Source organism: Rhizomicrobium electricum, assembly GCF_011762045.1.
Classification (GTDB): domain Bacteria; phylum Pseudomonadota; class Alphaproteobacteria; order Micropepsales; family Micropepsaceae; genus Rhizomicrobium; species Rhizomicrobium electricum.
In genome coordinates this window covers 211,868-235,325 of the sequence record NZ_JAASQS010000001.1, presented here as the reverse complement: position 1 = coordinate 235,325, position 23,458 = coordinate 211,868, and the positions used below count along the sequence as shown (strand labels likewise).

The 23,458-nt window shown below is 62.6% G+C and carries 24 protein-coding genes; 16 read left to right on the top strand and 8 right to left on the bottom strand.

Annotation, left to right across the window (positions count from 1 at the left end):
* The first annotated feature begins 80 nt into the window (after window positions 1-80).
* From FHS84_RS01130 to FHS84_RS01060, 15 genes are all read left to right on the top strand, one after another.
* Window positions 81-692: a ribonuclease D gene (locus FHS84_RS01130; protein WP_166929412.1), complete on the top strand. Its 612-nt coding sequence runs from the start codon at window positions 81-83 to the stop codon at window positions 690-692.
* A 221-nt stretch (window positions 693-913) separates the two neighbouring features.
* Window positions 914-1,912 carry a KpsF/GutQ family sugar-phosphate isomerase gene (locus tag FHS84_RS01125; RefSeq protein WP_166929410.1) on the top strand — a complete coding sequence of 333 codons (999 nt, stop codon included), beginning with the start codon at window positions 914-916 and terminating at the stop codon, window positions 1,910-1,912.
* Entirely contained in the window at window positions 1,909-2,601 is a 693-nt protein-coding gene (gene lptC, locus FHS84_RS01120) for an LPS export ABC transporter periplasmic protein LptC (protein ID WP_166929408.1), read from the top strand. The genes FHS84_RS01125 and lptC overlap by 4 nt, the downstream gene beginning before the upstream one ends.
* Entirely contained in the window at window positions 2,598-3,107 is a 510-nt protein-coding gene (lptA, locus tag FHS84_RS01115) for a lipopolysaccharide transport periplasmic protein LptA (RefSeq protein WP_166929406.1), read from the top strand. The genes lptC and lptA overlap by 4 nt, the downstream gene beginning before the upstream one ends.
* A gap of 40 nt (window positions 3,108-3,147) precedes the next feature.
* Window positions 3,148-3,927, top strand: a complete 780-nt coding sequence (gene lptB, locus FHS84_RS01110) for an LPS export ABC transporter ATP-binding protein (RefSeq protein WP_166929404.1) — start codon at window positions 3,148-3,150, stop codon at window positions 3,925-3,927.
* Window positions 3,928-3,968: 41 nt separating this feature from the next.
* Window positions 3,969-5,492 (top strand): RNA polymerase factor sigma-54, encoded by a 1,524-nt coding sequence (gene rpoN / locus FHS84_RS01105; protein ID WP_166929402.1) that lies wholly within the window; start codon window positions 3,969-3,971, stop codon window positions 5,490-5,492.
* Between the two features lie 198 nt (window positions 5,493-5,690).
* Window positions 5,691-6,164, top strand: coding sequence for a PTS IIA-like nitrogen regulatory protein PtsN (gene ptsN / locus FHS84_RS01100; protein WP_166929400.1), 474 nt, complete (start codon window positions 5,691-5,693; stop codon window positions 6,162-6,164).
* A gap of 164 nt (window positions 6,165-6,328) precedes the next feature.
* Window positions 6,329-7,540 carry a hypothetical protein gene (locus FHS84_RS01095; protein ID WP_166929398.1) on the top strand — a complete coding sequence of 404 codons (1,212 nt, stop codon included), beginning with the start codon at window positions 6,329-6,331 and terminating at the stop codon, window positions 7,538-7,540.
* Between the two features lie 91 nt (window positions 7,541-7,631).
* Entirely contained in the window at window positions 7,632-10,424 is a 2,793-nt protein-coding gene (locus FHS84_RS01090; protein WP_208393611.1) for a UPF0182 family protein, read from the top strand.
* Between the two features lie 69 nt (window positions 10,425-10,493).
* Entirely contained in the window at window positions 10,494-11,363 is an 870-nt protein-coding gene (locus tag FHS84_RS01085) for a hypothetical protein (RefSeq protein WP_166929396.1), read from the top strand.
* Window positions 11,360-12,235 carry an aspartyl protease family protein gene (locus FHS84_RS01080; RefSeq protein WP_166929395.1) on the top strand — a complete coding sequence of 292 codons (876 nt, stop codon included), beginning with the start codon at window positions 11,360-11,362 and terminating at the stop codon, window positions 12,233-12,235. Before FHS84_RS01085 ends, FHS84_RS01080 begins: the two co-directional genes overlap by 4 nt.
* A gap of 152 nt (window positions 12,236-12,387) precedes the next feature.
* On the top strand, window positions 12,388-13,257 hold the full coding sequence (locus FHS84_RS01075) for a hypothetical protein (protein WP_166929393.1): 870 nt from the start codon (window positions 12,388-12,390) through the stop codon (window positions 13,255-13,257).
* Window positions 13,254-14,132: a retroviral-like aspartic protease family protein gene (locus FHS84_RS01070; RefSeq protein ID WP_166929391.1), complete on the top strand. Its 879-nt coding sequence runs from the start codon at window positions 13,254-13,256 to the stop codon at window positions 14,130-14,132. The genes FHS84_RS01075 and FHS84_RS01070 overlap by 4 nt, the downstream gene beginning before the upstream one ends.
* Before the next feature lie 95 nt (window positions 14,133-14,227).
* Window positions 14,228-15,085, top strand: coding sequence for a hypothetical protein (locus FHS84_RS01065; RefSeq protein WP_166929389.1), 858 nt, complete (start codon window positions 14,228-14,230; stop codon window positions 15,083-15,085).
* A 5-nt stretch (window positions 15,086-15,090) separates the two neighbouring features.
* Window positions 15,091-15,996, top strand: coding sequence for a retroviral-like aspartic protease family protein (locus FHS84_RS01060; protein ID WP_166929387.1), 906 nt, complete (start codon window positions 15,091-15,093; stop codon window positions 15,994-15,996).
* Here the strand turns inward: FHS84_RS01060 and FHS84_RS01055 are convergent.
* The 3 genes from FHS84_RS01055 to FHS84_RS01045 form a co-directional block, all read right to left on the bottom strand.
* Window positions 15,993-16,760 carry an acyl-[acyl-carrier-protein] thioesterase gene (locus tag FHS84_RS01055; protein ID WP_166929385.1) on the bottom strand — a complete coding sequence of 256 codons (768 nt, stop codon included), beginning with the start codon at window positions 16,758-16,760 and terminating at the stop codon, window positions 15,993-15,995. The two genes, FHS84_RS01060 and FHS84_RS01055, sit on opposite strands and share 4 nt — an antisense overlap.
* 147 nt (window positions 16,761-16,907) lie before the next feature.
* On the bottom strand, window positions 16,908-17,147 hold the full coding sequence (locus tag FHS84_RS01050) for a DUF1150 family protein (protein WP_166929383.1): 240 nt from the start codon (window positions 17,145-17,147) through the stop codon (window positions 16,908-16,910).
* Complete coding sequence (locus tag FHS84_RS01045) at window positions 17,144-17,596, bottom strand: Hsp20 family protein (protein WP_166929381.1); 453 nt, start codon at window positions 17,594-17,596, stop codon at window positions 17,144-17,146. The genes FHS84_RS01050 and FHS84_RS01045 overlap by 4 nt, the downstream gene beginning before the upstream one ends.
* A gap of 146 nt (window positions 17,597-17,742) precedes the next feature.
* Here FHS84_RS01045 and FHS84_RS01040 point away from each other — a divergent pair, with 146 nt between their 5' ends.
* Window positions 17,743-19,521: an aminodeoxychorismate synthase component I gene (locus FHS84_RS01040; protein ID WP_166929379.1), complete on the top strand. Its 1,779-nt coding sequence runs from the start codon at window positions 17,743-17,745 to the stop codon at window positions 19,519-19,521.
* Here FHS84_RS01040 and FHS84_RS01035 read toward each other — a convergent pair.
* The 5 genes from FHS84_RS01035 to FHS84_RS01015 form a co-directional block, all read right to left on the bottom strand.
* Window positions 19,487-19,852, bottom strand: a complete 366-nt coding sequence (locus FHS84_RS01035) for a hypothetical protein (RefSeq protein ID WP_166929377.1) — start codon at window positions 19,850-19,852, stop codon at window positions 19,487-19,489. The genes FHS84_RS01040 and FHS84_RS01035 overlap by 35 nt on opposite strands.
* Window positions 19,849-21,348 carry a GMC oxidoreductase gene (locus tag FHS84_RS22145; protein ID WP_166929375.1) on the bottom strand — a complete coding sequence of 500 codons (1,500 nt, stop codon included), beginning with the start codon at window positions 21,346-21,348 and terminating at the stop codon, window positions 19,849-19,851. The genes FHS84_RS01035 and FHS84_RS22145 overlap by 4 nt, the downstream gene beginning before the upstream one ends.
* A gap of 155 nt (window positions 21,349-21,503) precedes the next feature.
* Window positions 21,504-21,905, bottom strand: a complete 402-nt coding sequence (locus FHS84_RS01025; protein WP_166929373.1) for an endonuclease domain-containing protein — start codon at window positions 21,903-21,905, stop codon at window positions 21,504-21,506.
* 18 nt (window positions 21,906-21,923) lie between these two features.
* The gene (locus FHS84_RS01020; protein ID WP_208393609.1) at window positions 21,924-22,523 is read right to left on the bottom strand and encodes a DUF1287 domain-containing protein; all 600 of its coding nucleotides are present in this window, start codon (window positions 22,521-22,523) and stop codon (window positions 21,924-21,926) included.
* 86 nt (window positions 22,524-22,609) lie between these two features.
* A complete protein-coding gene (locus tag FHS84_RS01015) occupies window positions 22,610-22,849 on the bottom strand; it encodes a GIY-YIG nuclease family protein (protein ID WP_166929371.1) in 240 nt (79 codons plus the stop codon).
* Window positions 22,850-23,458 lie beyond the last annotated feature (609 nt).

Genomic DNA, 23,458 nt, shown 5'->3' with positions numbered 1-23,458 from the left:
CTTCGCCGATTTGTCCGAACGATTGCTTGGGGTTATGACTCCCGAGGGAAGGCGCATTGGTGCGCAACACAGGTGTCAATTTGAAAATCAAACTCCATAAGAACGATTTGCCCGACGGTCTCAATCTCGGTCCCATCGTCGCCATCGACACGGAAACCATGGGTCTCAACCCCTATCGTGACCGGCTGTGCCTGGCGCAGATGTCGTCCGGCGACGGGGTCTGCCATGCGGTGCAGTTCGAACCGGGGGCGTACGCGGCCCCGAATCTCAAGCGGATGCTGACCGACCCCAAGACCCTCAAGCTGTTCCATTTCGCCCGTTTCGATATGGCCAAGTTTCGCCAGGAACTGGGTGTGGTGACGGCGCCGGTCTATTGCACCAAGCTGGCCTCCAAGCTGGTGCGGACCTATACCGACAAGCACGGCCTCAAAGACCTCGTGCGCGAACTCCTCGGCGTCGATCTCAATAAAGAGCAGCAGAGCTCGGACTGGGGTGCCGCGGAATTGACGGAACGTCAGCTCGCGTACGCCGCCAACGACGTCGCGTTTCTCCACCGGCTGAAGGACGCGCTCGACGCCATGCTGGCGAGAGAGCACCGTACCGAGCTGGCCCAGGCTTGCTTCGATTTCCTGCCGACCAGGGTGGAACTCGACCTGAAGGGCTGGCCGGAGGTCGATATCTTCGCCCACTGAAACAAATTTAAGTATGCGGTTCAGGTATTTACTGCCATGCAAGGGTGCCGCCTTGAACCGCGGCTTGGATTTGGCCACATTTGGCACGAATTTCGCTTTAGGGCGTCGCCCCCCGGTGCCGTCCGCTTATCTGGGCGCCGTTTGCGAATGGCGCTTGACGACAACACAAGGTTCCCGGCCGCGCGAGTACTTCGCGGCGGGAGGCCGTCATGGGTGGTTGAATGGGGTCCGCCGTTCTAGACGATGTTGCGCCTGCCGCAGGTGATCTCGCTGTCGCCCACCGCGTGATCGAGGTGGCGGGAGAGGCAGTCCGGCTTCTGGGCGACAGCCTGGGGCCTGAGTTCACGAAAGCCGTCGACATTCTGCTCGCCGCCAAGGGGCGGGTGATCGTCAGCGGCATCGGCAAGTCTGGCCATATCGCCCGCAAGATCGCGGCGACCATGGCCTCGACCGGCACGCCGGCGCATTTCGTGCATCCTTCCGAAGCAAGTCACGGCGACCTCGGCGAGATCACCCGCAACGATGCGCTGCTGGTATTGTCGTGGCGCGGCGAGACGCGGGAACTCTCGGACCTCATCGTCTATGCCAAGCGCTTCCGCATTCCGCTGATCGGCATGGCGTGGAACGCGGACTCGACTTTGCTCAAGGCCGCCGACGTGGCGCTGGTGCTGCCGCATGTGAGCGAGGCCTGTCCGCACGGTCTGGCGCCGACGACCTCAACCACCTTGATGATCGTGCTCGGCGATGCGCTCGCGATGGCGCTGATGGAACGGCGCGATTTTTCGGTCGACGAATACCGCAATCTTCATCCCGGCGGATCGCTCGGCCGCGCCTTGATCCGGGTGCAGGATCTGATGCACGGCCCTGCCGAATTGCCGCTGGCGGCCGAAGCGACGCCGCTGCGCGAAGCCATTGCGGTGATGGAGAAACACAATTTCGGCTGCATCGGGATCACCGGTGCGGATGGGGCGCTGGTCGGCATCGTCACCGACGGCGATCTGCGCCGCCGCTTCGATCAGAACCTGAAGGATGCCAAGGCCTCCGACGTGATGACGAAGTCGCCCAAGATCGTGCGCACCGACCAGCTCGCCGCCGAGGCGGTCGCCCTGATGAACGACAAGCAGATCACCCAGCTTTTCGTGCTCGATCCCAAGGCGAAAGTCGCGAAGCCGGTCGGCATCCTGCACATCCACGATTGCCTGCGGGCCGGTCTCAGATGACGCGGCGCGAGCAAATCAACAGCGCCGTTGCGCAGCAGCTGCCGCCGCAGCCGCCGCGCGACTGGTCCGCCCGCCAGCGTCTGAGGGCGACCGACGCCTTGCGCTATTCGCGCTTCGTCAGTGTGATGAAGAAGATCCTGCCGATCAGCGCCGCCCTGTTGATGGCGTCGGTGGTGGCCTATTCGGTGCTGCCGCGCCACAACAACCGCATGATGGCCATCAAGCAGAGCGGCAATCTCGCCCGCGATCTGACTATGACCAAGTCGAGCTTCACCGGCACCGACGAGAAGGGCAATCCTTTCAAGATCACCGCCGGCGAAGTGATCCAGGACCCCAAAGCCAAGTCCATGCGCGCCGAGCTGAAGCAGATCGACGCCGACATGCAGTTCGGCAACGAAAGTTGGATCAACGCCACTGCGGCGCACGGCTGGATCGACGGCGACAGCGGCATCCTGAAACTCGACGGCGGCATCTCGGTGTTCACCGACAGCGGCTACCAGCTGCAGACCAAGAGCGCCACCGCCCAGATCAAGGCTAACATTCTGGAAGGCACCGAAGGCGTGAAGGGCCAGGGCCCGACCGGTCAGTTCAGTGCCGACCGCTTCCATTTCGACCGGGCCAAGAAACAGCTAAGGCTGTCGGGGCACGTCCACATGACGCTGTATCCGAAGAAAGCGAACAAACGATGAGGCGATCAATCGCGATCCTGCTGGCCGGAGGCGTCCTGATGGGCGCCGCGCTGGCGCAGCAGATGACGGTCACCAAGGGCATGTCCAATCCCAACGCGCCGATCGACCTGTCGGCCAACGACATGTTCGCCGACCAGAACACCGGCATGGTGGTCTACACCGGCAACGTCATCGTCAAGCAGGGCGAGGTGAAGCTGCGCGCCGACAAAATGCGGGCCAAGCTGGACAAGAATAATCCCAGCCACATCTATGCCGACGGCAGGGTGGTGATCGACGCGCCGAGCGGGATCGCAACCGGCAATAGCGGCGTCTACGACGTCGAGCCGCGGCTCATCACGCTGACCGGCAACGTCGTCCTCACCAAGGACAAAAACGTGCTGCGCGGCCAGAAGCTGGTGGTGAACCTCATCACCGGTCAGGCCACGCTTGACGGCGGTCAGGGCAAGGCCGGCAGAGTACAGGCTTTGTTTACCCCGAAAAACGAAGACGGTACGCAAAAACCCTAAATTTTAGAGATCCTTAAGCACAAACAGGCACAGTTCTCGCATGGACCCGACTTCTGAAACCGCAACCGATGGCCAGCGCCCCCGCGTGATCGAGGGTGGCAAGGGTCTGATTGCGACGCGCATTGCCAAGAGTTTCAAGCAGCGTCCTGTCGTCCGCTCCGTCAGTCTCTCGGTGAAGCGTGGCGAAGTGGTGGGTTTGCTCGGCCCCAACGGCGCCGGCAAGACGACCTGCTTCTACATGATTACCGGCCTGATCCCGGTCGATGCCGGGACCATCGAGGTCGACGGCTATGATGTGACGCGTCTGCCGATGTACCGGCGCGCCCGCATGGGCATCGGCTACCTGCCGCAGGAAGCCTCGATTTTCCGCGGTCTGACCGCCGAAGAGAACATCCGCGCCACGGCCGAACTGGTCGAGCCCGAGCCGGGCCTTCTGGAAGCGGCCGTCGAAGAGCTGCTGGCCGAATTCGGCGTCACCCACGTGCGCAACACGCCGTCGATCGCGCTGTCGGGCGGCGAACGCCGTCGGGTGGAGATCGCCCGCGCGCTGGCCACCCATCCGTCCTACATCCTGCTCGACGAACCGCTCGCCGGCATCGACCCGATCGCCGTCGGCGAAATCCGCACCTTGGTAAAGCACCTCAAGGATCGCGGCGTCGGCGTGCTCATTACCGATCATAATGTGCGCGATGCGCTCGATATCATCGACCGCGCCTACATCCTTCACGATGGCGTCGTAATGAAGGAAGGCACGCCGGGCGAGATCGTCGAGGATCGCGATGTGCGGCGTGTCTATTTGGGAGAGCGGTTCTCGCTATGACGACGATGCGTCCGCGTTGCGTACGGGAGGGGGAAACCTAGATGGCTGTCTCCCAGCGCCTCGAACTCCGGCAGGGCCAGTCCCTGGTGATGACTCCGCAATTGCAGCAAGCCATCAAGCTGCTGCAACTGTCGAACATCGAGCTGGCGGAGTTTTGCGAGCAGGAGCTGGAGAAGAACCCCCTTTTGGAGCGCGACGACAGCACGCCGGCGCTCGAAGCCGAACGCGAACCGCCCCCAGCCGAGGCCGTTCCGGCGGAAGCCCTCGACAAAGAACTGGCGCGCGAAGACTTCTCCAAATGCGCCGACATGGATGCGACCGGGGAAGACCGCTATTCCGACGGCGAGGAGCGCGGCGCGACCAGTGCCGAGAATGCGCCGCTGGCCGACTGGTCGACGGTGCGCGGCAGCGCCCAGCGCTACGAGGGCGAGGAGGACCTTCTCGAATCCACTGTCGCCGAAGGCGGCACGCTGAAGGATCATCTGCTCGAGCAGCTCGCCATCGCCGCCTTCGACGCGGACAAACGGTTCATCTGTGTCGCCCTGATCGACGCCGTGGACGAGGCGGGATACCTGCGCGCCGATCTCGACGAGATGGCCGCCCGTCTCGGGTGCGAGAAGACGCTGATCGAAGAAACCCTCGCCGTCTTGCAGGGCTTCGATCCGGTGGGCGTGGCCGCGCGCGATCTCGCCGAATGCCTCGCGCTGCAGCTCAAGGAAAAAGACCGCTTCGATCCGGCGATGGCCGCGATGGTCGCCCATCTCGATCTGGTGGCGCGCCGCGACATGTCCCAACTGGCCCAGATTTGCGGCGTCGATTCCGCCGACATCGCCGACATGCTGGCCGAGATCCGCGCCCTCAGCCCCAAGCCGGGTCTGAAGTTCACGACCGAGCCGGTGCAGCCGGTGGTTCCGGACGTGATCGTGCGCGAGGGCCCCGACGGCGGCTGGCTGGTGGAGCTGAATTCCGAGACTTTGCCGCGCCTCTTGGTCAACGCCCGCTATTTCGCGCGGGTGTCGGCGCATGCGCGCGACAAGGAATCGAAGACCTATCTGACCGAGTGCCTCAACAACGCCAACTGGCTGGTGAAGAGCCTGGACCAGCGCGCCCGCACCATCCTCAAGGTCGCCAGCGAGATCGTGCGCCAGCAGGACGGCTTTCTCGCCTACGGCGTGCGCCATCTTAGGCCGCTCAATCTGAGGACCATCGCCGACGCCATCGGCATGCACGAATCGACGGTCAGCCGCGTCACCTCGAACAAGTACGTCGCCACGCCGCGCGGCCTCTTCGAATTGAAATACTTCTTCACGGCCGCCATCCAGTCGCTCGACGGCTCCGAATCCCATTCGGCCGAAGCGGTGCGCGATCGCATTCGCGAAATGATCGAGCGCGAAGAGCCGCGCGAAATCCTGTCCGACGATCGTATCGTTGCACTGCTGACTGCCGATGGGGTGCACATCGCGCGCCGCACCGTGGCGAAGTACCGCGAATCGATGCGCATTCCGTCTTCGGTCGAACGGCGGCGTCTGAAAGCGGGAGAATCCTTGAATTCCGGGCTCCGCTGATTTCAAGCGTTGACTTTAAAAAACCTCCGGACTAATGGTCCGCGCCTTCCGAACGACACCCCTCGTAGGGTTAAGGAAAATCGCCGGGACCGGCCCGGAGAAACAGATAAGACAGTTTGGCAACAAGCGTTCGGGGTACGCGTTCGAATAGGTGTTTTCCCGCTTCTTCGTCGCAGAGAAGGTTACCGTAGGGCCGTCATGCAAATCTCCGACTTGCTCAGTCCTGAGGGTGTGCTTCCGTCTCTGAAAGCCAAAGACAAGAAGCAGCTTCTGCATCATCTCGCCGAAAAGGCCGCGCAGATCACGCGCGTGCCGCAGGCGCGCATTCTCGAGACCCTGGTCGAACGCGAGCGGCTCGGCACCACCGGCGTGGGGCAGGGCATCGCCATCCCGCACGGCCGCCTTTCCGAAATCAAGAAGATCTCCGGAATCTTCGCCAAGCTTGATACGCCGATCGAATACGAAGCGGTGGACAATCAGCCGGTCGAGCTGGTGTTCATGCTGCTCGCGCCGGAAGGCTCGGGGGCCGATCATTTGAAGGCGCTGGCGCGCGTGTCGCGGCTCCTGCGCAATCAGGCGGCTTGCGAGAAGCTGCGCAAGGCGACGACCGCCGAAGCATTGTATGCAATTCTGACGGAACCGGTCGGCGGCGCCAGTTCGGTTGCGGCCTGATACGGTCGGGTTTGCATAAGTAATTCTCCCTACGCGCGATTTTGGTAACGATAATTTCCCGGCCGTACCGCATTTTGTACTGGTGCGCGGGTAACGCTTTTCGCTGCATCGCACGGGCATCACTTAAGAGCCCGGCAACCACCAGCGCGTAGCTTTTTCCCGTCATGCGCGTCGAAACCACCGAACCCGTCGACCGCAGCGCTAGCTGGGTCACTTCGTCTGCCCGCTTGGTGAAGGGCGGCGGCAGCGCCACGGTCATCAGCCTCGACGGCATCCGCAAGGCGGTCGGCGAACGGTGGCCGAAGCTGCGCGATATCGCAGCCGCCCGTCTCGACCAGTTGCTGCGCGAGCAGCTTGGGCCGGCCGATTGTTTCCTGCCGCTCGACGACATGAACCGCCTCGTCATCATGCCCGCGGCGGCGCGGGCCGACGGCGAGGTCATCTGCGTGCGCATCGCTTACGACTTGACCAAAGGCCTGCTCGGCACCTGTGCTCTCGACAATTTGACGGTCGCGCCCGCAGAGGCGATCGGCGACAGCATCATCGAGGTGGAGGCGTTCGAGCCCGACGAGCTGACGGCGCTGACGGGTAAGGCCGGTCTGGAACTCGCACCGTCGCAAGCCAACGGACTCTGCGAAGCCGCCCTGCCGCAGCCCGGCGAATTCGAGATCCTCTATCAGCCGGTCTGGGATGCCGAAGTGCAGGTCATCCGCGCCTATCGCTGTCAGCCTGCGAACGGCTGGCAAAGCCATGGCCCGGAGAGTTCTCCGGAACGCCTTCGCGCCATCACCGCGATAACGCTGGACCTGGTGCGGCGCGGCACGCGCGATCTGCAGCGCCATCTCGCCCGCGGCGAACGCTACATCCTGACCGTCCCGGTATCGGCCGTGATCCTGTCCGTGCCGATGGTGCGCATGCAGTTCCTGGCCGGCTGCCGCTTGCTGGACGCCGCCTTGCGGCCCTATCTCGCCTACGAGATCAAGGACCTTCCGTCCGGCATTCCGCAATCGCGCGTCGCCGAGGTCGTTACGATCTTGCAGACGTTCTGCGGGGCGGTACTGGCGCGCGCGCCGCGTCCGGCCGCGGTGTCGCTGCCTGCATTCCGCAATGCCGGTATCAAGGCGCTGGGGGTCTCGCTCAGAGGACTTTCGCCGTCGGCCTGCGAAACCGAGGTCGCAGCGCTGATGTCCGAGACCCGTCGCTCGGGGTTGGTATCATTTGCCGACCACGTCGATTCTTCGGCGGCGCTGCAATCCTGTCTTGCCCGCGGGGTGCGCTGGTTGTGGGGATCATCCGTGGTGCCGGCCGTTGGCGATGCCGGACCGTTGAAGCACCTGCCCAAGGTGAAACTTCTGAAAGATTCGGAAGCGGCATAGCGGGGCGCGCGGCCGGCTTCGCTTGCCCCGGTTCCCGCCCGCGGTGTACTTTGCGCCGTTCCCACGTCCGCGATTCTCAGGCAGGACCACCGTGACCCCCAGAAACCGAATCCTTGCGATCGTCGTCGGCGCGATCTTCCTCGCGCTCATCCTCTTGCGCCTTGCCGCCAGTTTCCTGGTGGATTGGGCCTGGTTCGCCTCGCTGGGCTTTGCCGGCGTGTTCTGGACGACCGTGAACGCCAAGATCGTGGTTTTCCTGGCGGCGTTCGTGCCGACGGCGGCGATCCTCTATGCCAACGCCGCGATCGCGCAGCGCCTCTCCGGGTTCCGGCCGAACTTGCACGCGGTGTCCTCGCCGTGGAATTCGATCGAAGGGTTGACGCCGCCGGTTTTGCTGGAGCGGCTGTACCGGTCGTTCCCGTGGCGCATCCTGATAGTCGTGGTCTCGCTGGTCGTGGCGCTTCTGATCGCCGCCTCCGAACTCGGCAACTGGAGCGTGGCGCTGCGTTACATCTATCAGGTGCCCTACGGTCAGACCGATCCGCTGTTCGGGATGGACATCGGCTTCTACCTGTTCTCGCTGCCCGCTTATGTCGCGCTCAAGAACTGGCTGCTTTTCACCATCACCGTCGGCGGCATCATGGCGGCGGTGCTGTACTGGGTGCACGGGGCAATCCTGTTCGATCAGCAGCGCCGCTACATCGCGCCGGTCGCGGTGGCGCACGGCTCGGTGCTGCTCGGGGCCTGGCTCCTGGTCAAGGCTGGGGACTACTGGCTGCAGCGCTTTCAGGTGGTCTACGGCGACAACGGCGCCGTGGTCGGCGCCAGCTATACCGACGTGCACCTGCAGATTCCGATCCTGTGGGCGCTGACGATCCTGGCCATCGCCGGTGCGGTGGTATCGTTCGCCAATCTCCGCGGCCACTCGCTCAAGAACCCCGCTCTGGTGGCGGTCGCGCTGATGGCGGTATCGGTCGTGGTGGCTCCCCTGATGACCGGGCTTTACGAGCGCGTTTACGTCAAGCCGAACCAGCTTCAGTTCGAGGCGCCCTATATCGCGCGGAACATCGCGATGACGCGCGAGGCTTACGGCCTCAACAATATCCAGGAAAAGCCGTTCGTCGCCGACGAGAATTTGACCGCCGCGGCTATCTCCGCAAACCGGCCGACGATCGACAACATCCGGCTTTGGGACGTCAAGCCGCTGCTCGCGAGTTATTCCCAGCTTCAGGAAATCCGCACCTACTACAAATTCAGCGATGCCGACGTCGACCGCTACATGCTGGACGGCAAGTACCAGCAGGTGATGACCACGGCACGCGAGTTCGATTCCAGCCAGTTGCCGCAGAGCGCCCAAACCTGGGTCAACCTGCATGTGCTCTACACCCACGGCAACGGCGTGGTGATGAGCCCGGTGACCAAGACCGAGGTCGGCGGCCTGCCGGCATTGTACGTGAAGGATATTCCGCCGGTTTCGGACGGCGGCCCCAAGATCACCGAGCCGCGTATCTATTTCGGCGAAGCTACCGACAACTATATCCTCGTGAAGAGCTCGACGCCGGAATTCGATTATCCCAAGGGCGACAACAACGTCTATGCCGCCTACAGGGGGCGTGACGGCGTTGCGATCGGCGGTCTCGGCAACCGGCTTCTGTTCTCCTGGTATTTCGGCGACATCAACATTCTCTTGTCGAAATACGTGACGCCGGAAAGCCGTCTGGTCTTCCGCCGCAATATCCAGCAGCGCATCACCGAGATTGCGCCGTTCCTGACACTCGACCACGATCCCTACATCGTCGTGTCGGGCGGCAAGCTCTATTGGATGCAGGACGCCTACACGACGTCGGATGTCTTCCCCTATTCGAAGCCGGCCGACAGCGGCATGGGCAATTACGTCCGCAACTCGGTCAAGGTGGTGGTCGACGCCTATGAAGGCACGGTGACGTACTATCTCGCCGACGCGCGCGATCCGCTGGTCAAGACCTATGCCCGCATCTATCCGGGTCTGTTCCAGCCGCTCGCGGCGATGCCCTCCGATCTGAAGCGCCACATCCGCTATCCCGAGGATTTCTTCGCCGTCCAGGCGCAGATGTATGCCTCCTACCACATGGATTCGCCGGAAGTGTTCTTCAGCCGCGAAGACCAGTGGCAGTTCCCCCGGAAACCCTCGGCCGACGACGACACCGGGGAATCCAAGATGGAGCCGTATTTCATCAATATGCGGCTGCCGGGGGCGAAGGACACCGAGTTCGTGCTGATGCTGCCGATGGTGCCGCGCCAGAAGGAGAACATGATCGCGTGGCTCGCCGCGCGCTGCGATCCCGAGCATTACGGCAAGCTGATCGTCTACACGTTCCCGAAGGACAAGCTGATCTACGGCCCGTTCCAGATCAACGCGCTCATCAGCCAGAACACCGAGGTGTCGCAGCAGATCACGCTGTGGAACCAGTCGGGCAGCCGCGTCATCCACGGCAATCTTCTGGTGGTGCCGATCGACAATTCGGTGCTTTACGTCATGCCGCTGTACCTGCGCGCCGCGTCGGGGCAGCTGCCCGAATTGAAGCGGGTCATCGCCGTCTACAACAATAAGGTTGTGATGGAGGAGACGCTGGGGCAGACGCTCGCCAAGCTGTTCCGGGCCCCCGAAGGCTCGCTCGATATCGACCGTCCTCCGTCTGCGGCCGAGACCGGGCCGGCGCAAGCCGCGGCGGGAGCGGTTCTGGCCGCCGTGCCGGCCGGCTCTGCCAAAGCCGCGCTCGAGCACTACAACAAAGCCATCGCCAAGTTGAAGGCTGGCGACTGGGCCGGCTTCGGCGCCGAACTCGATGCCATGAAGCCGCTGCTTGAGGATTTGAACAAGGCGAAGCCCGCGGCAGCGAAGTAGACGCCACATTGCTATCCGGCCAAGGCTCCCCCTAGAGTGCGACTCGCGGGCTTCGAGGGGGGAGTTGGCGTGAAGCGTATGATTGCGGTCGCCATCATATTGGCGGCTTCCGCGAGTGCCGCCGTTGCTAGCGGCTACGATGATTTTTCTAAAGGCATGGCGGCGGCAGTGCGCGGGGATCATGACGCGGCGATTGCTGCGTTGACGGGCGCGTTGGCGGCTCCGGATTTGGCCCCAGCCTACAAGACCACGATCTATCGCGTTCGTACGCGTATCTGGCTGGCCGAGAAAAACTGTCAGCAGGCGTTGGCGGATGCCGATGCAGCTATTGCGCTGATCCCATCGGACCGGTCGGTCCGTCGGCTGCACGCTGCCGCCAATCTCTGTGCGAAGGACTTTGCGGGGGTGCGTCGGGACTACGAGGCGATGAAAACGAATGCGTCCGACGTCTATCCCTACAAGGAGCTAGGCATGCTTCTGTGGCGAGAGGGTGTATTTCAGGAAGCCAGCAGCAGCTTTCAGACGTTGCTGGAGATTTCGCAGAACAACAAGGACCAAAGCGACAGCTATGCCCTGCTTTGGTACGCCATGACGGAGGCTCGCCTTGGTCGTCTCGACCGGGAAAAACTCGCTGCTTATGCTGCGACTGCGGCGCGGGAGGATTGGCCGGGACCGCTGATGGATCTGTATCTCGGCAAAATCAAGCCGGAGCAGGTTCGCCCCGTGACGTGGGGCGCCAAGTCTGCCGGTCAGACCTGTGAAGCCCATTTCTACATCGCCGAATGGCACATAGCGCATGGCAATGGTGATGCCGCAAAGCCGCTGATCGCCGACGCAGTGGCGAAATGTCCGAAAGGCTTTATCGAATATTCGGCAGCCAAGGCGGAGGCAGCCCGGCTCGGGTTGCCCGAAGTTGCCGATAAGGATGACGACCAATGATGCGGCGGATGGTGTTGTCTGCGGCGCTGGCAGCAGTGGTTGCCGCTCCGGTTCACGCGGAAAGCCCGGATTGTTCGTTGACGATCAAGTCTGCATTCCGGATGGACCTGGGTGACGACGGATTGGTTCGGGTCCCGGTTCTGGTGGATCGCCGACCGTTCAAGATGATCATCGATACCGGCGCTTATGCGACTATCGTTTCCGGCTACACCGCGGATGCACTCAAGTCGAAGATACAACCGACGCTCGATCTTGTTCTGATCGGTTGGGGTGGATGGATGACTTCGTTTTTCATCGAGGCCAAGCAGTTCTCTATTGGCCGGATGGGACGCGACAGAACCAACTTGATGGTTGCGTACAGTTTGCCGGAAACCATCGACGGTGTGATCGGGGCGGACTATCTCTATTATTTCGACCTCGATTTCGATTTCGCCAAGGCCCAACTGAATCTTATTTCTCCGGATCGTTGCGAAGGCAAGGCCGTCTACTGGACGCAAGGCGCCTATGGCAAGGTTCCGTTCAAGTATCAGCACCACGACATCAACCTGAGGATCATGCTCGACGGCAAACCGGTCAACGCCGTTCTCGACACGGGATCGAACGTAACGGTTATGAGTCTGGAAGAAGCAAACGGCTTGTTCGGAGGAAGCAAACCGGTCGAAGGCTGGTCGAAGGACAAGTTCAAGACAATGTCCTTTGGAGCCGTTACCGTGAACAATCCTCAGATCAAGCTCGTTTCGGACAAGCACAGCAAATCTATGGGCGGTGCAGGGCCTCAGATGATCCTCGGTATGGATATCATGCGCCGTCTCCACCTCTACATCAGTTACAAGGAAGAGACGCTCTACGTCACGCCCGCAACGCAGTATTAGGGCGGCACCCGGGAGGCCGCTTTGGCGCTGGCTCGCCATCATAGGGACTAGAACAAGGCGAACCCCACGGCAGCAATGTAGCGCGCCGGGAGATTGCTAGTCCGGCGTGCATGACGATATGATCTTCCCGCGGGCTTCGGGGGGAGATTGCCGTGAAGCGTGGAGTGATGGCCGCAGTGACATTCGCACTGTGTGCCGGCGGCGCGGGGGCTACGAGTTACGACGATTTTGCTCAGGCGGTGACGGCAAACATCCGGGACGATCCGGATGGTGCGATCAAGGGATTCACGGCGGCACTGGCGGCCGGCGATCTGGTTCCGGCCTATGTCGTTGCGGCCCATCAGGGCCGGGCGGCAGCCTATCGGGAGAAAAGCCGCTGCAGCGACGCGTTGACGGATCTGAATGCGTCCGTCGCCGTCCGGCCGCTGGACCGCTCCGGCTATTACCTGCGCGCAGACATCAAGCTGTGTCTCAAAGACTTTGCCGGAGCCCAGCAGGATTTTGAGGCGGGCAACGGTCCGATCCTCAGCCATGACCGCGCCTTCGCCTTTGCACGGATGCAATGGCAGTACGGCGATTTCCGGGGCGCCCGCAGCGTTCTCGACAAGGCGGTCGATGCGATGGTGGCGGACAAGGACCGGACGCCGCACGCCCGCTATCTGGTGCTGTGGTACGCGATCACGGCGGATCGCATTGGTTCTCTCGATCGCACCAAGCTGGAGACGCTGGTCGATTTTCTCGACAGCAGCGATTGGCCCAGGCCGCTGCTCGACTTCTATCTCGGCAAGCGCAAGGTCGAAGAAGTCGTTGCCAAGGCGGCCCGCGGCGACAGCGACGCCATCCCCGGCCAGAAATGCGAAGCCGACTTCTATCTGGCGGAATGGCAAGTCGCGCGCGGCGATGCGGCGGCGGCCAAGCCTTTGATCGGATCGGCGCTGTCCGGCTGTCCGGCGGGCTTCATCGAGCTTTACGGTGCCAAGGCCGAGGCGGAACGCCTGGGTATGAAGGAGGGCGCGAAATGATCCGCCGAACGGCCCTTGCGATTGTCTCGCTGCTTGCGACCGGCGCTGCGGCGCAGGCTGCTGAAGATTGTGACCTGGTGATCGTCTCGAAACTGCCGATGGACATCGAACCCGCCGGCGTGATGACGGTGCCGGTTACGCTGAACCACACGCCGTTCCGTCTGCTTGTCGATACAGGCGACTATTATTCCGTCGTCACCGATCGCACCGCCAAGATTCTCGGCGTCAAAATGGAGCGATCCGGCAATTTCGAGCTCAGGGGCTGGGGCGGGGCGGTGATCGATCACTTTGTCAATCTCGACCAGTTCGGGTTCGGGCGGCTGGCGCGCGAGCGCACCCAGTTCATGGTGATGAATACCGATACCGCAACGTTCGACGGGCTGCTGGGAGCGGATTTCCTCTACTATTTCGATCTCGATTTCGACTTCGCCAAAGCGACGCTCAACCTCATCTCGCCCAACCACTGCAAGGGCAAGGTTTTGTATTGGACCAAAGGTGATGTCGGTCTGGTGCCCTTCGATTACAAGGATCGCAGCATCCAGTTGACGGTTCAGATCGACGGCAAGGAAGTCAGGGCCGTCCTCGATACCGGCGCGTCCGATACGGTGATGAGCCTGGAAAAGGCTGAAGACCTTTTCGACATCGACGAGAAGAGCCTGACCGAGCACAAAGGGCATTATCCCTTCAAGACGATGTCGTTCGGCTCCGTCTCGGTAAGCAATCCCGACATCACGCTGGTCTCGGAAAAGAAGAGCAAGATGCTGAACTGGGGCGGACCGCGGTTGCTGCTCGGCATGGGCATCCTGCGCCGCCTCCATCTCTATATCAGCTACAAGGAAGAGATGATCTACGTCACGCCCGCGACGCAGTATTAGGGCGGCAGCCCCGGTGGAAGCGAAGTAGACGTCGCATTGCCATCCGGCCAAATCTCCCCCTAGAGTTGCGACTTGCGGGCTGGGGGGAGTTGTTCGTGAAGGGAATGGGGGCGGCGTTCGCCGCACTGCTGGCCGCGAGCGGCACGGCATTCGCGGCCGGCTATGACGATTTCACCAGCGGGATGACCGCGAATCTGCGCGAGGACTACGCGGCCGCCGTGACGGCGTTTACCGTCGCGCTGGCGGCGCCCGATCTGGTGCCGGCCTACAAATCGGCAGCCTATCGCGGCCGGGCCGAGGCCTATCTCAATCTCGATCAATGCGACAAGGCCAAGCAGGACCTCGATACCCACGACGGCTTGAAAACCGGCGACCGGCCCGCGATCCGTTTGCGCCTATGGGTGAATCTTTGCCTCTCCGATACTGCCGGCGCACGCAAGGAACTCGACAGCCTCGCCAAGGGCAAAATATCGGCCCACGATTGGTGGAAATTCGCGCGGCTGGAGTGGCGCTATGGCCTCTATGACGAGGCCGTAGCGAGCAGCCGTGAAGCCTTCAAGAAGTACGAAAAGGATTCCGACCTCGCGCCTTATGTGCTGCTTTGGCAGGCCATGGTCGCCCATCGTGCGGGAAAGCTCGATGCAGCCGAGATCGCGGCCGGTCTTGCTGCCATCGACAGCGGCTGGCCGAAGCCGTTGGTCGATCTCTATCTCGGACACGCCACGCCGGCGAGCGTCGAGAGCGACGCCGAGAGCTTGCGGGTGCGAGTAGCCAAGGACCGGCGCTGCGAAGCCGATTTCTACATCGCAGAATGGCATCTTGGGCGGAACGATACGCCCCAGGCGACGCCGCTGCTGCTTGAAGCCATGCGCAGTTGTCCGCTCGGCTTCATCGAATATGACGCCGCCAAAGCGGAATTAAAGCGGCTCGGCGTTCCGGTCACGAAGGAGTAGACGAGATGCTCAAACGTACGGCCGGTTGCTTGGCTCTGGCAATGATGGCGACCGTTGCGGCCGTCGCGGCCGACCCGGCACCGTCTGCGGTGCCGCCGTCGGTGTGCAAACTTCATTTGTATGCGGCTCTCGATATGGAGATGGACAACACGGGCCGTATCACCGTGCCGATTGCACTCAACGGCACGCCGCAGCGGATCATGCTGGATACCGGGGCGGCGCAAACGATGATTGCCCACCAGACCGTCGAGGCGTTGGGCTTGAAGACGAAGGCTGCGCCGTATGGCGCCGGAATGAAACGCTTTGGTGGAAGGTTCGACGACCAGCAAGTGACGATTTCGGAGTTCGCGATCGGCGAGATGAAGGGCCGCGATGTCCCGCTTTTCGTCAGGAGCGATGATTTCGATTCCGCCGGTCTGTTGGGAACGGACGTTCTCAGAAATTTCGATCTCGAACTCGATTTCGCCAACGCCTCGCTGAAACTGATTGCGCCGAACGATTGTGAATACAAAACCTACTGGACCTCATCCCATTATGGGGTCGTGCCGTTCGTGGTCGGTCGCAACCATATCGTGGTGAAGATGAAGCTCGATGGCGAAGACATCAACGCCATCCTGGATACCGGCGCAGCCGACAGCGTCATGAGTCTGGAACGGGCAGCGAAGGTCTTCGATCTCGACAAGAAGGCGCTCGATCGGTCGCGCCACTATCCGTTCAAGACCCTGTCGTTTGGAGACGTCAGTGTTTCCAACCCGGCGATCGAGCTTGTGCCTGGCCGTGAAGCCGCCGTTTTGGGCGGCGGCCGTTGGGATAGAAACATGATCGTGGGGATGGGCGTGCTACGGCGCCTGCATCTCTACATCGATTTCAAGCACCAATTGCTCTACGTGACGCCCGCCACCCAGTATTAGCGCGGCCGCAGCTTCAGGCGGGCGGTGAAGGCGGGCTTTTCTTCGGTCGTCTTGCGGCCCTGGTAGTGGCGCAGGAGCGTGCCGTCGGCGTCCGGCGTGCCGGTCTCGCTTTCGATCACGACCGTGTCGCCGACCAGCGTCTCGGCGAGGAAATTCACTTCGTATTCGTCGATGGCGTAACGTTTCATTTCGTCGAGCGACAGCGTGTCGGTCACCCATTGGGCGTAGCGGGTGTTGTTGACGTGGCCGTTGACGTCGAGATCGCTGTTGCGCACTTCGAAGCGTGCGATCTCGCCAAGATCGCTGCGCGGCGGCACGCGTTCGGCAGAGATATCGAGCACGCCTTCGCTGAGCGAGGGGACGCCGAACATGATCTTGTCGAGCTTCTGGACCTTGCGCGTGTTCCAGTCGAGCACCAGCCAGCTGGTCGAGCATTCGCCGATGCGTCGCGTTTCGCCGCTCTTGTTCTCCGCGACGATTTCGAATTCGCGCAGCGCCATCAGGGCGCCCGAGCGGCGCGGCCAGGTGCGGATGGTCACCTTGTCCTGCCACATCGGCCATTCCTTCATCACCACCTTCTGGCGCGACAGCACCCAGATGGTGCCTTTCTCGACCAGCGCGTCGTAACCCCAGCCGAGTTGTTCGGCGTGGATCCAGGCGGTGTCCTGCAGCAGGTTCAGCAATCCGACCAAGCTGAGCTGCTTTTGATGATCGAGAACGATGGTGTTGACGTCGAAGTGTTGGGTCCAGACGGGATTGGTCATGGTGTACCTCTTACGAAGGTACATGGACCCAAAAATCATCGGCGAACAAGAGCGCGGATTAACTCAGATCACGCGTAAAACGCGCAAACGAAAAGCCGGAGGGGAGAGGGGACCCTCCGGCTTCTGGAATACCGGCTTTCTACACGATCAGTGCAGCGACACCGGCGTGAATTCGTTTTGAACCGCGGCGCCCCAGGCGCTTTCGTAATCGTCGGTGACGCCGATCACGCTGCCGTCTTCGGCATGCAGCACATAGAGTTTGCCGCCGGGCGGCAATTCGATTCCGGGAGGAATGAGGCCAAGGCGATGCGCTTCGGCACTGCCGGTCGGTTTGATGTATGCGACCCGCTCTTCTTCCGGGGTGAATTCGATGTCGATCTCGTTCATGGCAACGTCCTTTCCGGCTTTGCCTTCATTCCCTCCGGATGTCCCGCCTCGATCTCTATGGTACGCACGATCGTGGCGCTCTTGGGGCGTTCGAGGTCGATGCTCAAAAGTCCGTTTTCCAGACTTGCGCCGGTTACCTCGATGCCTTCTGCCAATACAAACGCGCGTTGGAACTGTCTGGCTGCAATACCGCGGTGCAGGAAATTGCGATCGCCGGCATCGGATTGCTTGCCGCGGATGACAAGTTGACGGTCTTCGACCGTCACATTCAGCTCTTCGCGGCAGAAACCGGCCACCGCGAGCGTGATACGCAACTTGTCGTCGCTGGATTGTTCAATGTTATAGGGGGGATACCCGTCGCCACCGCTCTTGGCGGTACGCTCGAGGAGTTGTTCCAGTCGCTCGAAACCCAAAAGGAACGGGCTATTGAAATAGACGGTACGGTTCATGACAAAGCCCTCCTTAAGCGGCTTCGTAAGCGTGCGGCCCAGGAAGCGGCACCGCATGGCTACAATGTGGGGTGAATCCACCGTCATTCAAGGTGGGTGTTGCTCCTTCCTCAACGGAGTGTTGCACCCTGGTTCCGGAGGTATTCTTGCGCGGTCGGCCGACGGTCTTTTTTGATGGTGGTTCCAGCGGTGGATTAACCATTTTCGCGGATCCGCGGAAGGTAATCCGGGCTGACCGGCCGCAGGATGTCGCTCCGGCGCTGGAGATTCTTGAGGCCGAACGCGCCGCTGGCAACTTTATTGCGGGATATCTGGCCTACGAGGCGGGCTATGCGCTGGAGCCCCGCTTGGCACCGCTGGAGCCCCCCGACCGCCATGGGCCGCTCCTGTGGTTCGGCGTGTTCAGCCCGCCCCTCACAGCCTCTGCCGCTGCGCTGGACGGCTGGATCGAGGGCAGGGCGTACGCCGGTCCCCTGCAGCTGGAATGGGACGAGGCGGCCTACGCCGTCCGTTTCGAGCGGGTGAAGGCGCTGATCGCCGCAGGCGACTTCTATCAGGCCAATCTGACCTTCCGGGCGCAATTTTCCTTCGCCGGCGATCCGCTGGCACTCTACGCCAAGCTGCGTCCGGCTTCCGGCGCCCGCTACGGCGCCTACCTCGATACCGGCATGCAGCAGATTCTGTCGCTGTCGCCCGAGCTGTTTTTTGAAATCTCGAACGGCACTATCGCGGCCAAGCCGATGAAAGGCACCGCCGCCCGCGCCGCCGATCCCGAAGCCGATCGTTTGGCCCGAGAGGCTCTTGCCGCAAGCGCCAAGAACAGGGCCGAGAACCTGATGATCGTGGACCTGCTGCGCAACGATCTCGGCCGCATCGCCGAACTCGGCAGCGTGTCGGTGCCCGAGCTTTTTACCGTGGAGACCTATCCGACCGTGCATCAAATGGTGTCGACCGTTTCCGCCCGCTTGAAGCCGGGAATCGATATCCCCGCCATCGTCCGCGCGCTGTTTCCCTGCGGCTCGATTACCGGCGCGCCGAAAATCCGCGCCATGGAGACGATTGCCGAACTGGAAGGCTCGCCGCGCGGGACATATTGCGGTGCCATCGGCTGGTTCGCGCCCGATGGTTCTGCCCGGTTCAATGTCGCGATCCGCACCCTCACCCTTGCAGGCGGGCGCGGCGAACTCGGCATCGGCGGCGGTATCGTGCAGGATTCCGAATGCGCCGACGAGTACGCCGAGGCCTTGCTCAAGGCCCGTTATTTCGAAACCGCCCGCCGTCCGCTCGAATTGATCGAGACCTTGCGCTGGTCGGCGGACGAGGGCTTCGTGCGGCGCGATCTGCATTTCGACCGCATGGAAAAATCCGCCGCTGTTTTCGGCCTGTCGTTTGATCGCGCCCGCGCGCTGGATGTGCTGGACGAGGCGACCTACGCGCTCGCTTTGCCGTCGCAGGACCGCTGTGCCCATCGGTTGCGCCTGACGCTCGACGAAACCGGCGAGATCGCTTGCACCACCGCGCGTCTTGCTCCCGCAAAAGACGTTTGGACTGTCGCGTTCGCGGAGCGCCGCCTGTCATCCACCGACCTGCTGGCGCGCCACAAGATCAACTGGCGCGAGGCATACGATATCGCGCCGCCGCCCGGCATCGACGAACTCGTCTTTCTCAACGAGCGCGGCGAAGTGGTGGAGGGTGCCCGCACCAACGTCTTTGTTGTTCGCGATGGCATGCTGGTCACGCCGCCTTTGTCTGCGGGGTGCCTGGATGGCGTTCTGCGTCGCGAGCTCCTCGCCGAAGGCCGCGCCGTCGAAGCGCCGCTGCTGCCCGCCGATCTCGCCGAAGAATTCTACCTCGGCAATTCGCTGAGGGGATTGGTGCGAGGTTCGATGGTTACCCCGCCGCCTTCGCCGCCAGAGCGCAGATAAGACCCAGCATTTCGGGCAGGACCCAGCCGCCGCCTTCCACCAAGTGTCCTTTGGCGACGTCGTCGGTCAGCGCGGTTGCGAGCGGGCGGCCGGCGATGCGGGCGCGCAGGCGCACGGCCATCGCGATCGGCTCGAAATCGTCCACTTCGGCCAGAACGGTCTCGCCGATCTGGGCAGCGGCGTCGCGATCGTGCGCCAAGGCAATGAGGTCGTCGTAGGGGGTGGGCGCGTAGCGCTTGCGCAGCAGCAGCCGACCGCCGACGCCGCCCGCCACGAGCACCGCGGCGCTGCCGCCGAGCCAAAGCGTTTGTCGCCGCGACACGGTTTTCATGGCAGCTCTTCCTTGAGGTGGTCGGCCAGCCGCAGCACCAACGCGAGCAGGTTCACCGTCGGATTGGCGGCGCCGTAGGTCGGAAACACGCTGCTGCCCGCGACATAGAGATTGGCGACGCCGTGCACTTTGAGGTTGGCGTCTACCACACCCTTCTTGGGATCGACGCTCATGCGCGTGGTGCCCATGTGGTGATTACCCCAGTCGAGACTGGCATACCATTCGTCGCGGGTGCGCAGGTTCAGCTTCAACATGCCGATGCGCGATTCCAGGAGCTGGCGCCCGAGTTCCTTCAGCGTCAGCCGGTATTTGGCGAAGTCCTGATCGGCGAGGCGCATGTGCAGCTTGAGCTTCGGCATGCCGAGCGCGTCGCGTTCGTTGGTCAGGGTCAGACGACGGTCGGGATCGGGCGTGATCTCCATGCCGCAGCCGAGCGAGTGAAACGATGCACTAGAGGCATCGACGCCGAGCGCGTTCGCAGTGGTCGCCACCGCCGCCTTGCCCAGGGCGTCGAGTTCGACCTTGCCTTCGACGGTGATCGAGGAGGCCATGACTTCGTGCTCGCGGCGGAAGTGCTCGGACGGGAACAGGCCCGCGCGCAAAATGGCGCCGTGGGTGGTCTGATTGCCGAGATAGAACGGCGCCGGTTCGCCGCCGAACAGCACCAGTACGGCGTTATCGCGGGGAACCGGATGATCGGCGAAAAAGCGTCCGACCATGTCGTGGCTGTTGCCGGCCCCGGTTTTGATGACGTCGTTCGACGCCAGCAGCAGGCGCGCCACTTCGATGCCTCCCGCGGCTAGCACGCAGGCTTTCGCCCTGACCTTGAATTTCTTGCCGTCGAGAGTCGCGACATCGAGTTGGCGGACGTACGTGCCGGACGGGTTCAGCCCCAAGCGCGTGACATTGGCCCACAGATAGACGGCGAGCCGAGAAACCTTCTTCAGGTCGGATGCATAGCGCTCGCCGAAGTGGGTGGGCAGCACCGAACTGCGCATCTTGGAGAACTGGAACCAGCGGGTCATGAGCCCGCCCGTCCCGAGCGCCAGCGGTTGGCCGATGCTGCCGGTGATTTTTGCGGCGCCGTCGTAGTAGAGCGTGCCGGCCTCGCAGAGCTCGTGCGCCTTGACGAAATGGCGATCGAGGTCGGCCTTGGTGATCGGCCACCCGGAATAGGGCATCCAGGCGCGTTCCTCGAAATCGACGGCGTCGAGCGGACGGCACCAGCCGCCCCAATGGTTGGAACTGCCGCCGAGATAGCGCAGGCGCGATGCTTCCAGCGTGACGTAAGGGGCGCCGACCTTGGAGCCGTCGTAAAGCGACTGGGTTTTGGCGTCGAAGGCCATGCCGCCGCTTTCGAGCAGCACGACTTTCAGCTTCGTGTTGGCGAGGGCGAGCGCAAGGGAAATGCCGGCGGGGCCGCCGCCGACGATCGCCAAGTCCGCATGGACGACGGTGCCCGACGGAACGGTCCGGGCGTCGATGAATGCACCCACGATGTCAGCCTTTCGAAATCAAGCCGGAGCGCGCCGACAACAGCCACTGCCGATTCGAAGATTAGCGGCCGTTCGTCGCGAAGTCTTGCCCGAGATGTAACCTGCGCGCGCGGCAGCTTTTTTCGCTGTGCACCGCCGTGCCGGCAGGGCTGCCGTCAACGCCTGACGATGCGCAATGTGAACGCCGCCGCAACGGCGTCGAGCACGCGGTCGGTGTCGGCGAGGATGGTCTCGGCGGCAAACGGCAGCACGCGCCAGTTCTGGGATTCGAACCAGTCTTGCCGCTCCGGATCGTCTTGGTTCGCGATCAGAACGACGAGCCGCGCCGGCAGGCAGGCAAAATCGGCCCGGTACGGCCCGATGCGCTCGTGCTGAACGAACGGCGGTCCGCTGCGCGCCGCCAGAAGCGGCCACAGCTTGCGCGCGGCGGCATCGGAAACCTCATCGGCGCGCTGGTCAGCGGCGCTGTCGCCGCCCGCGACTTTCTTCTGCGCCCGCATCGGCGCCTTGGCGCGCAGCGGCTTCTTGCGGGTGAGGGGCTTTTTCCGTTGCAGCAAAGTCGGGCTCTCGGAATCTCAGTCGAGACCATAGCGGAAATGGCCGGTGATCTGATAGCCGAACAGCACATCCTCCAGGACTTGGCCGCCGCCGACGTTGTGCATCATCAGCGGGCGGGTGCCATCGGCGCTGCGACGGTCGGTGACGATGCCGATGTGAGGCAGCGCGCCGCGCGGATTGAGATTCCAGGTGACGATATCGCCCGGCGCATAGTCCTTTGGGTTGGGCGTGATCTTCAGGGTTTTGCCGTTTCGGCCGAAGAACGTCGCCAGATTGAGCACCCGGCGGTGATCGATGTTGCTGTCGGGCTTGGTGCGGTGCCAGGTCTTGGGATAGAGCGCGAAGTGCTTGGCCATGTCCTCGTGCACGCGCTTCTGCAGGTCGATGCCGATCCCGCGATAGGCGCGAACGACAACGTCTGCGCAGACCCCGGTCGAGGAGGGCACGTCGCCATTCGGATAAGCGATGCGCCGGTAGGACGGATCGTAGATCACCCCCGGATTCTGCAACGCGACGGCCGCCGCAACGAACTTTTCCGCAACCGGCGAAGCGCAGGAGGGCGCCACCATCCCACAGACGGCAATGCCGGTAACGGCCACGCGCACGAACCATTTCATGGTTCAGTTCCCCGATGCGACGCGCAACACGATACACGCGCCGCGTGAACGGGATCGTGCTTGGGGATTACGGCGAAGAAATGCCGTCATAGCCGCTTGCGCGCGAAGGCACGACCTGAAGGCGATTTCAGATAGCGCTCGAACGCGACAGCCCGATCGGGATTATCGAATCCGAGATAGGTTTTGACGGCCCACGGGCGGAATTTCGAAGTATGTGGGACTTCGCCTGCGTTATGTTTTCTCAGCCGTTCACGAAGATCATCGGTGAGCCCAACGTAGAAACGCTCATCTGCACCCAAACTGCGAAGGATGTAGACATACTTCATCGCTCGCCCCCCGGCCGGATTCAGACAGCAGAATAAACCTAAGCGGTACTAGCTGCGATCTAGTTGTGCGAGGTGTGGGATCGGATGAGGTGAGGGGGCGGCGAATAGCGCCAGCGTATGAGCGCGCTATCCGAGGTTCGGCCCGACTTCGCCCTTCGGGCTTCGTCGCGGCAGCCTCCGCTGCTGCGCAGCGTGGAGCTAGATAGCAAAATCGTCGGAGGTGAGGGGGGCTTGCCGAGCCGGCGAATAGCGCCAGCGTATGAGCGCGCTATCCGAGGTCCGGCCCGACTTCGCTGAAGGGGCTTCGTCGCGGCAACCTCCGCTGCTGCGCAGCGTAACGCGAGAGCAGAAAATCGTTGAAGGTGAGGGGGCTTGCCGAGCCGGCGAATAGCGGCAGCGTATGAGCGCGCTATCCGAGGTCCAGCCCGACTTCGCCCTGCGGGCTTCGTCGCGGCAGCCTCCGCTGCTGCGCAGCGTAGGTCGAGATAGCAAAATCGTCGGAGGTAAGAGGGGCTTGCCGAGCCGGCGAATAGCGGCAGCGTATGAGCGCGCTATCCGAGGTCCAGCCCGACTTCGCCCTGCGGGCTTCGTCGCGGCAGCCTCCGCTGC

What these genes read in the sequence shown, in the direction of transcription:
- FHS84_RS01125 (WP_166929410.1), top strand. Translation starts at nt 914, where the DNA reads ATGGGGTCCGCCGTTCTAGACGATGTTGCGCCTGCCGCAGGTGATCTC.
- lptC (WP_166929408.1), top strand. Translation starts at nt 1,909, where the DNA reads ATGACGCGGCGCGAGCAAATCAACAGCGCCGTTGCGCAGCAGCTGCCG.
- lptA (WP_166929406.1), top strand. Translation starts at nt 2,598, where the DNA reads ATGAGGCGATCAATCGCGATCCTGCTGGCCGGAGGCGTCCTGATGGGC.
- lptB (WP_166929404.1), top strand. Translation starts at nt 3,148, where the DNA reads ATGGACCCGACTTCTGAAACCGCAACCGATGGCCAGCGCCCCCGCGTG.
- rpoN (WP_166929402.1), top strand. Translation starts at nt 3,969, where the DNA reads ATGGCTGTCTCCCAGCGCCTCGAACTCCGGCAGGGCCAGTCCCTGGTG.
- ptsN (WP_166929400.1), top strand. Translation starts at nt 5,691, where the DNA reads ATGCAAATCTCCGACTTGCTCAGTCCTGAGGGTGTGCTTCCGTCTCTG.
- FHS84_RS01095 (WP_166929398.1), top strand. Translation starts at nt 6,329, where the DNA reads ATGCGCGTCGAAACCACCGAACCCGTCGACCGCAGCGCTAGCTGGGTC.
- FHS84_RS01080 (WP_166929395.1), top strand. Translation starts at nt 11,360, where the DNA reads ATGATGCGGCGGATGGTGTTGTCTGCGGCGCTGGCAGCAGTGGTTGCC.
- FHS84_RS01070 (WP_166929391.1), top strand. Translation starts at nt 13,254, where the DNA reads ATGATCCGCCGAACGGCCCTTGCGATTGTCTCGCTGCTTGCGACCGGC.
- FHS84_RS01060 (WP_166929387.1), top strand. Translation starts at nt 15,091, where the DNA reads ATGCTCAAACGTACGGCCGGTTGCTTGGCTCTGGCAATGATGGCGACC.
- FHS84_RS01055 (WP_166929385.1), bottom strand. Translation starts at nt 16,760, where the DNA reads ATGACCAATCCCGTCTGGACCCAACACTTCGACGTCAACACCATCGTT.
- FHS84_RS01050 (WP_166929383.1), bottom strand. Translation starts at nt 17,147, where the DNA reads ATGAACGAGATCGACATCGAATTCACCCCGGAAGAAGAGCGGGTCGCA.
- FHS84_RS01045 (WP_166929381.1), bottom strand. Translation starts at nt 17,596, where the DNA reads ATGAACCGTACCGTCTATTTCAATAGCCCGTTCCTTTTGGGTTTCGAG.
- FHS84_RS01035 (WP_166929377.1), bottom strand. Translation starts at nt 19,852, where the DNA reads ATGAAAACCGTGTCGCGGCGACAAACGCTTTGGCTCGGCGGCAGCGCC.
- FHS84_RS01020 (WP_208393609.1), bottom strand. Translation starts at nt 22,523, where the DNA reads ATGAAATGGTTCGTGCGCGTGGCCGTTACCGGCATTGCCGTCTGTGGG.
- FHS84_RS01015 (WP_166929371.1), bottom strand. Translation starts at nt 22,849, where the DNA reads ATGAAGTATGTCTACATCCTTCGCAGTTTGGGTGCAGATGAGCGTTTC.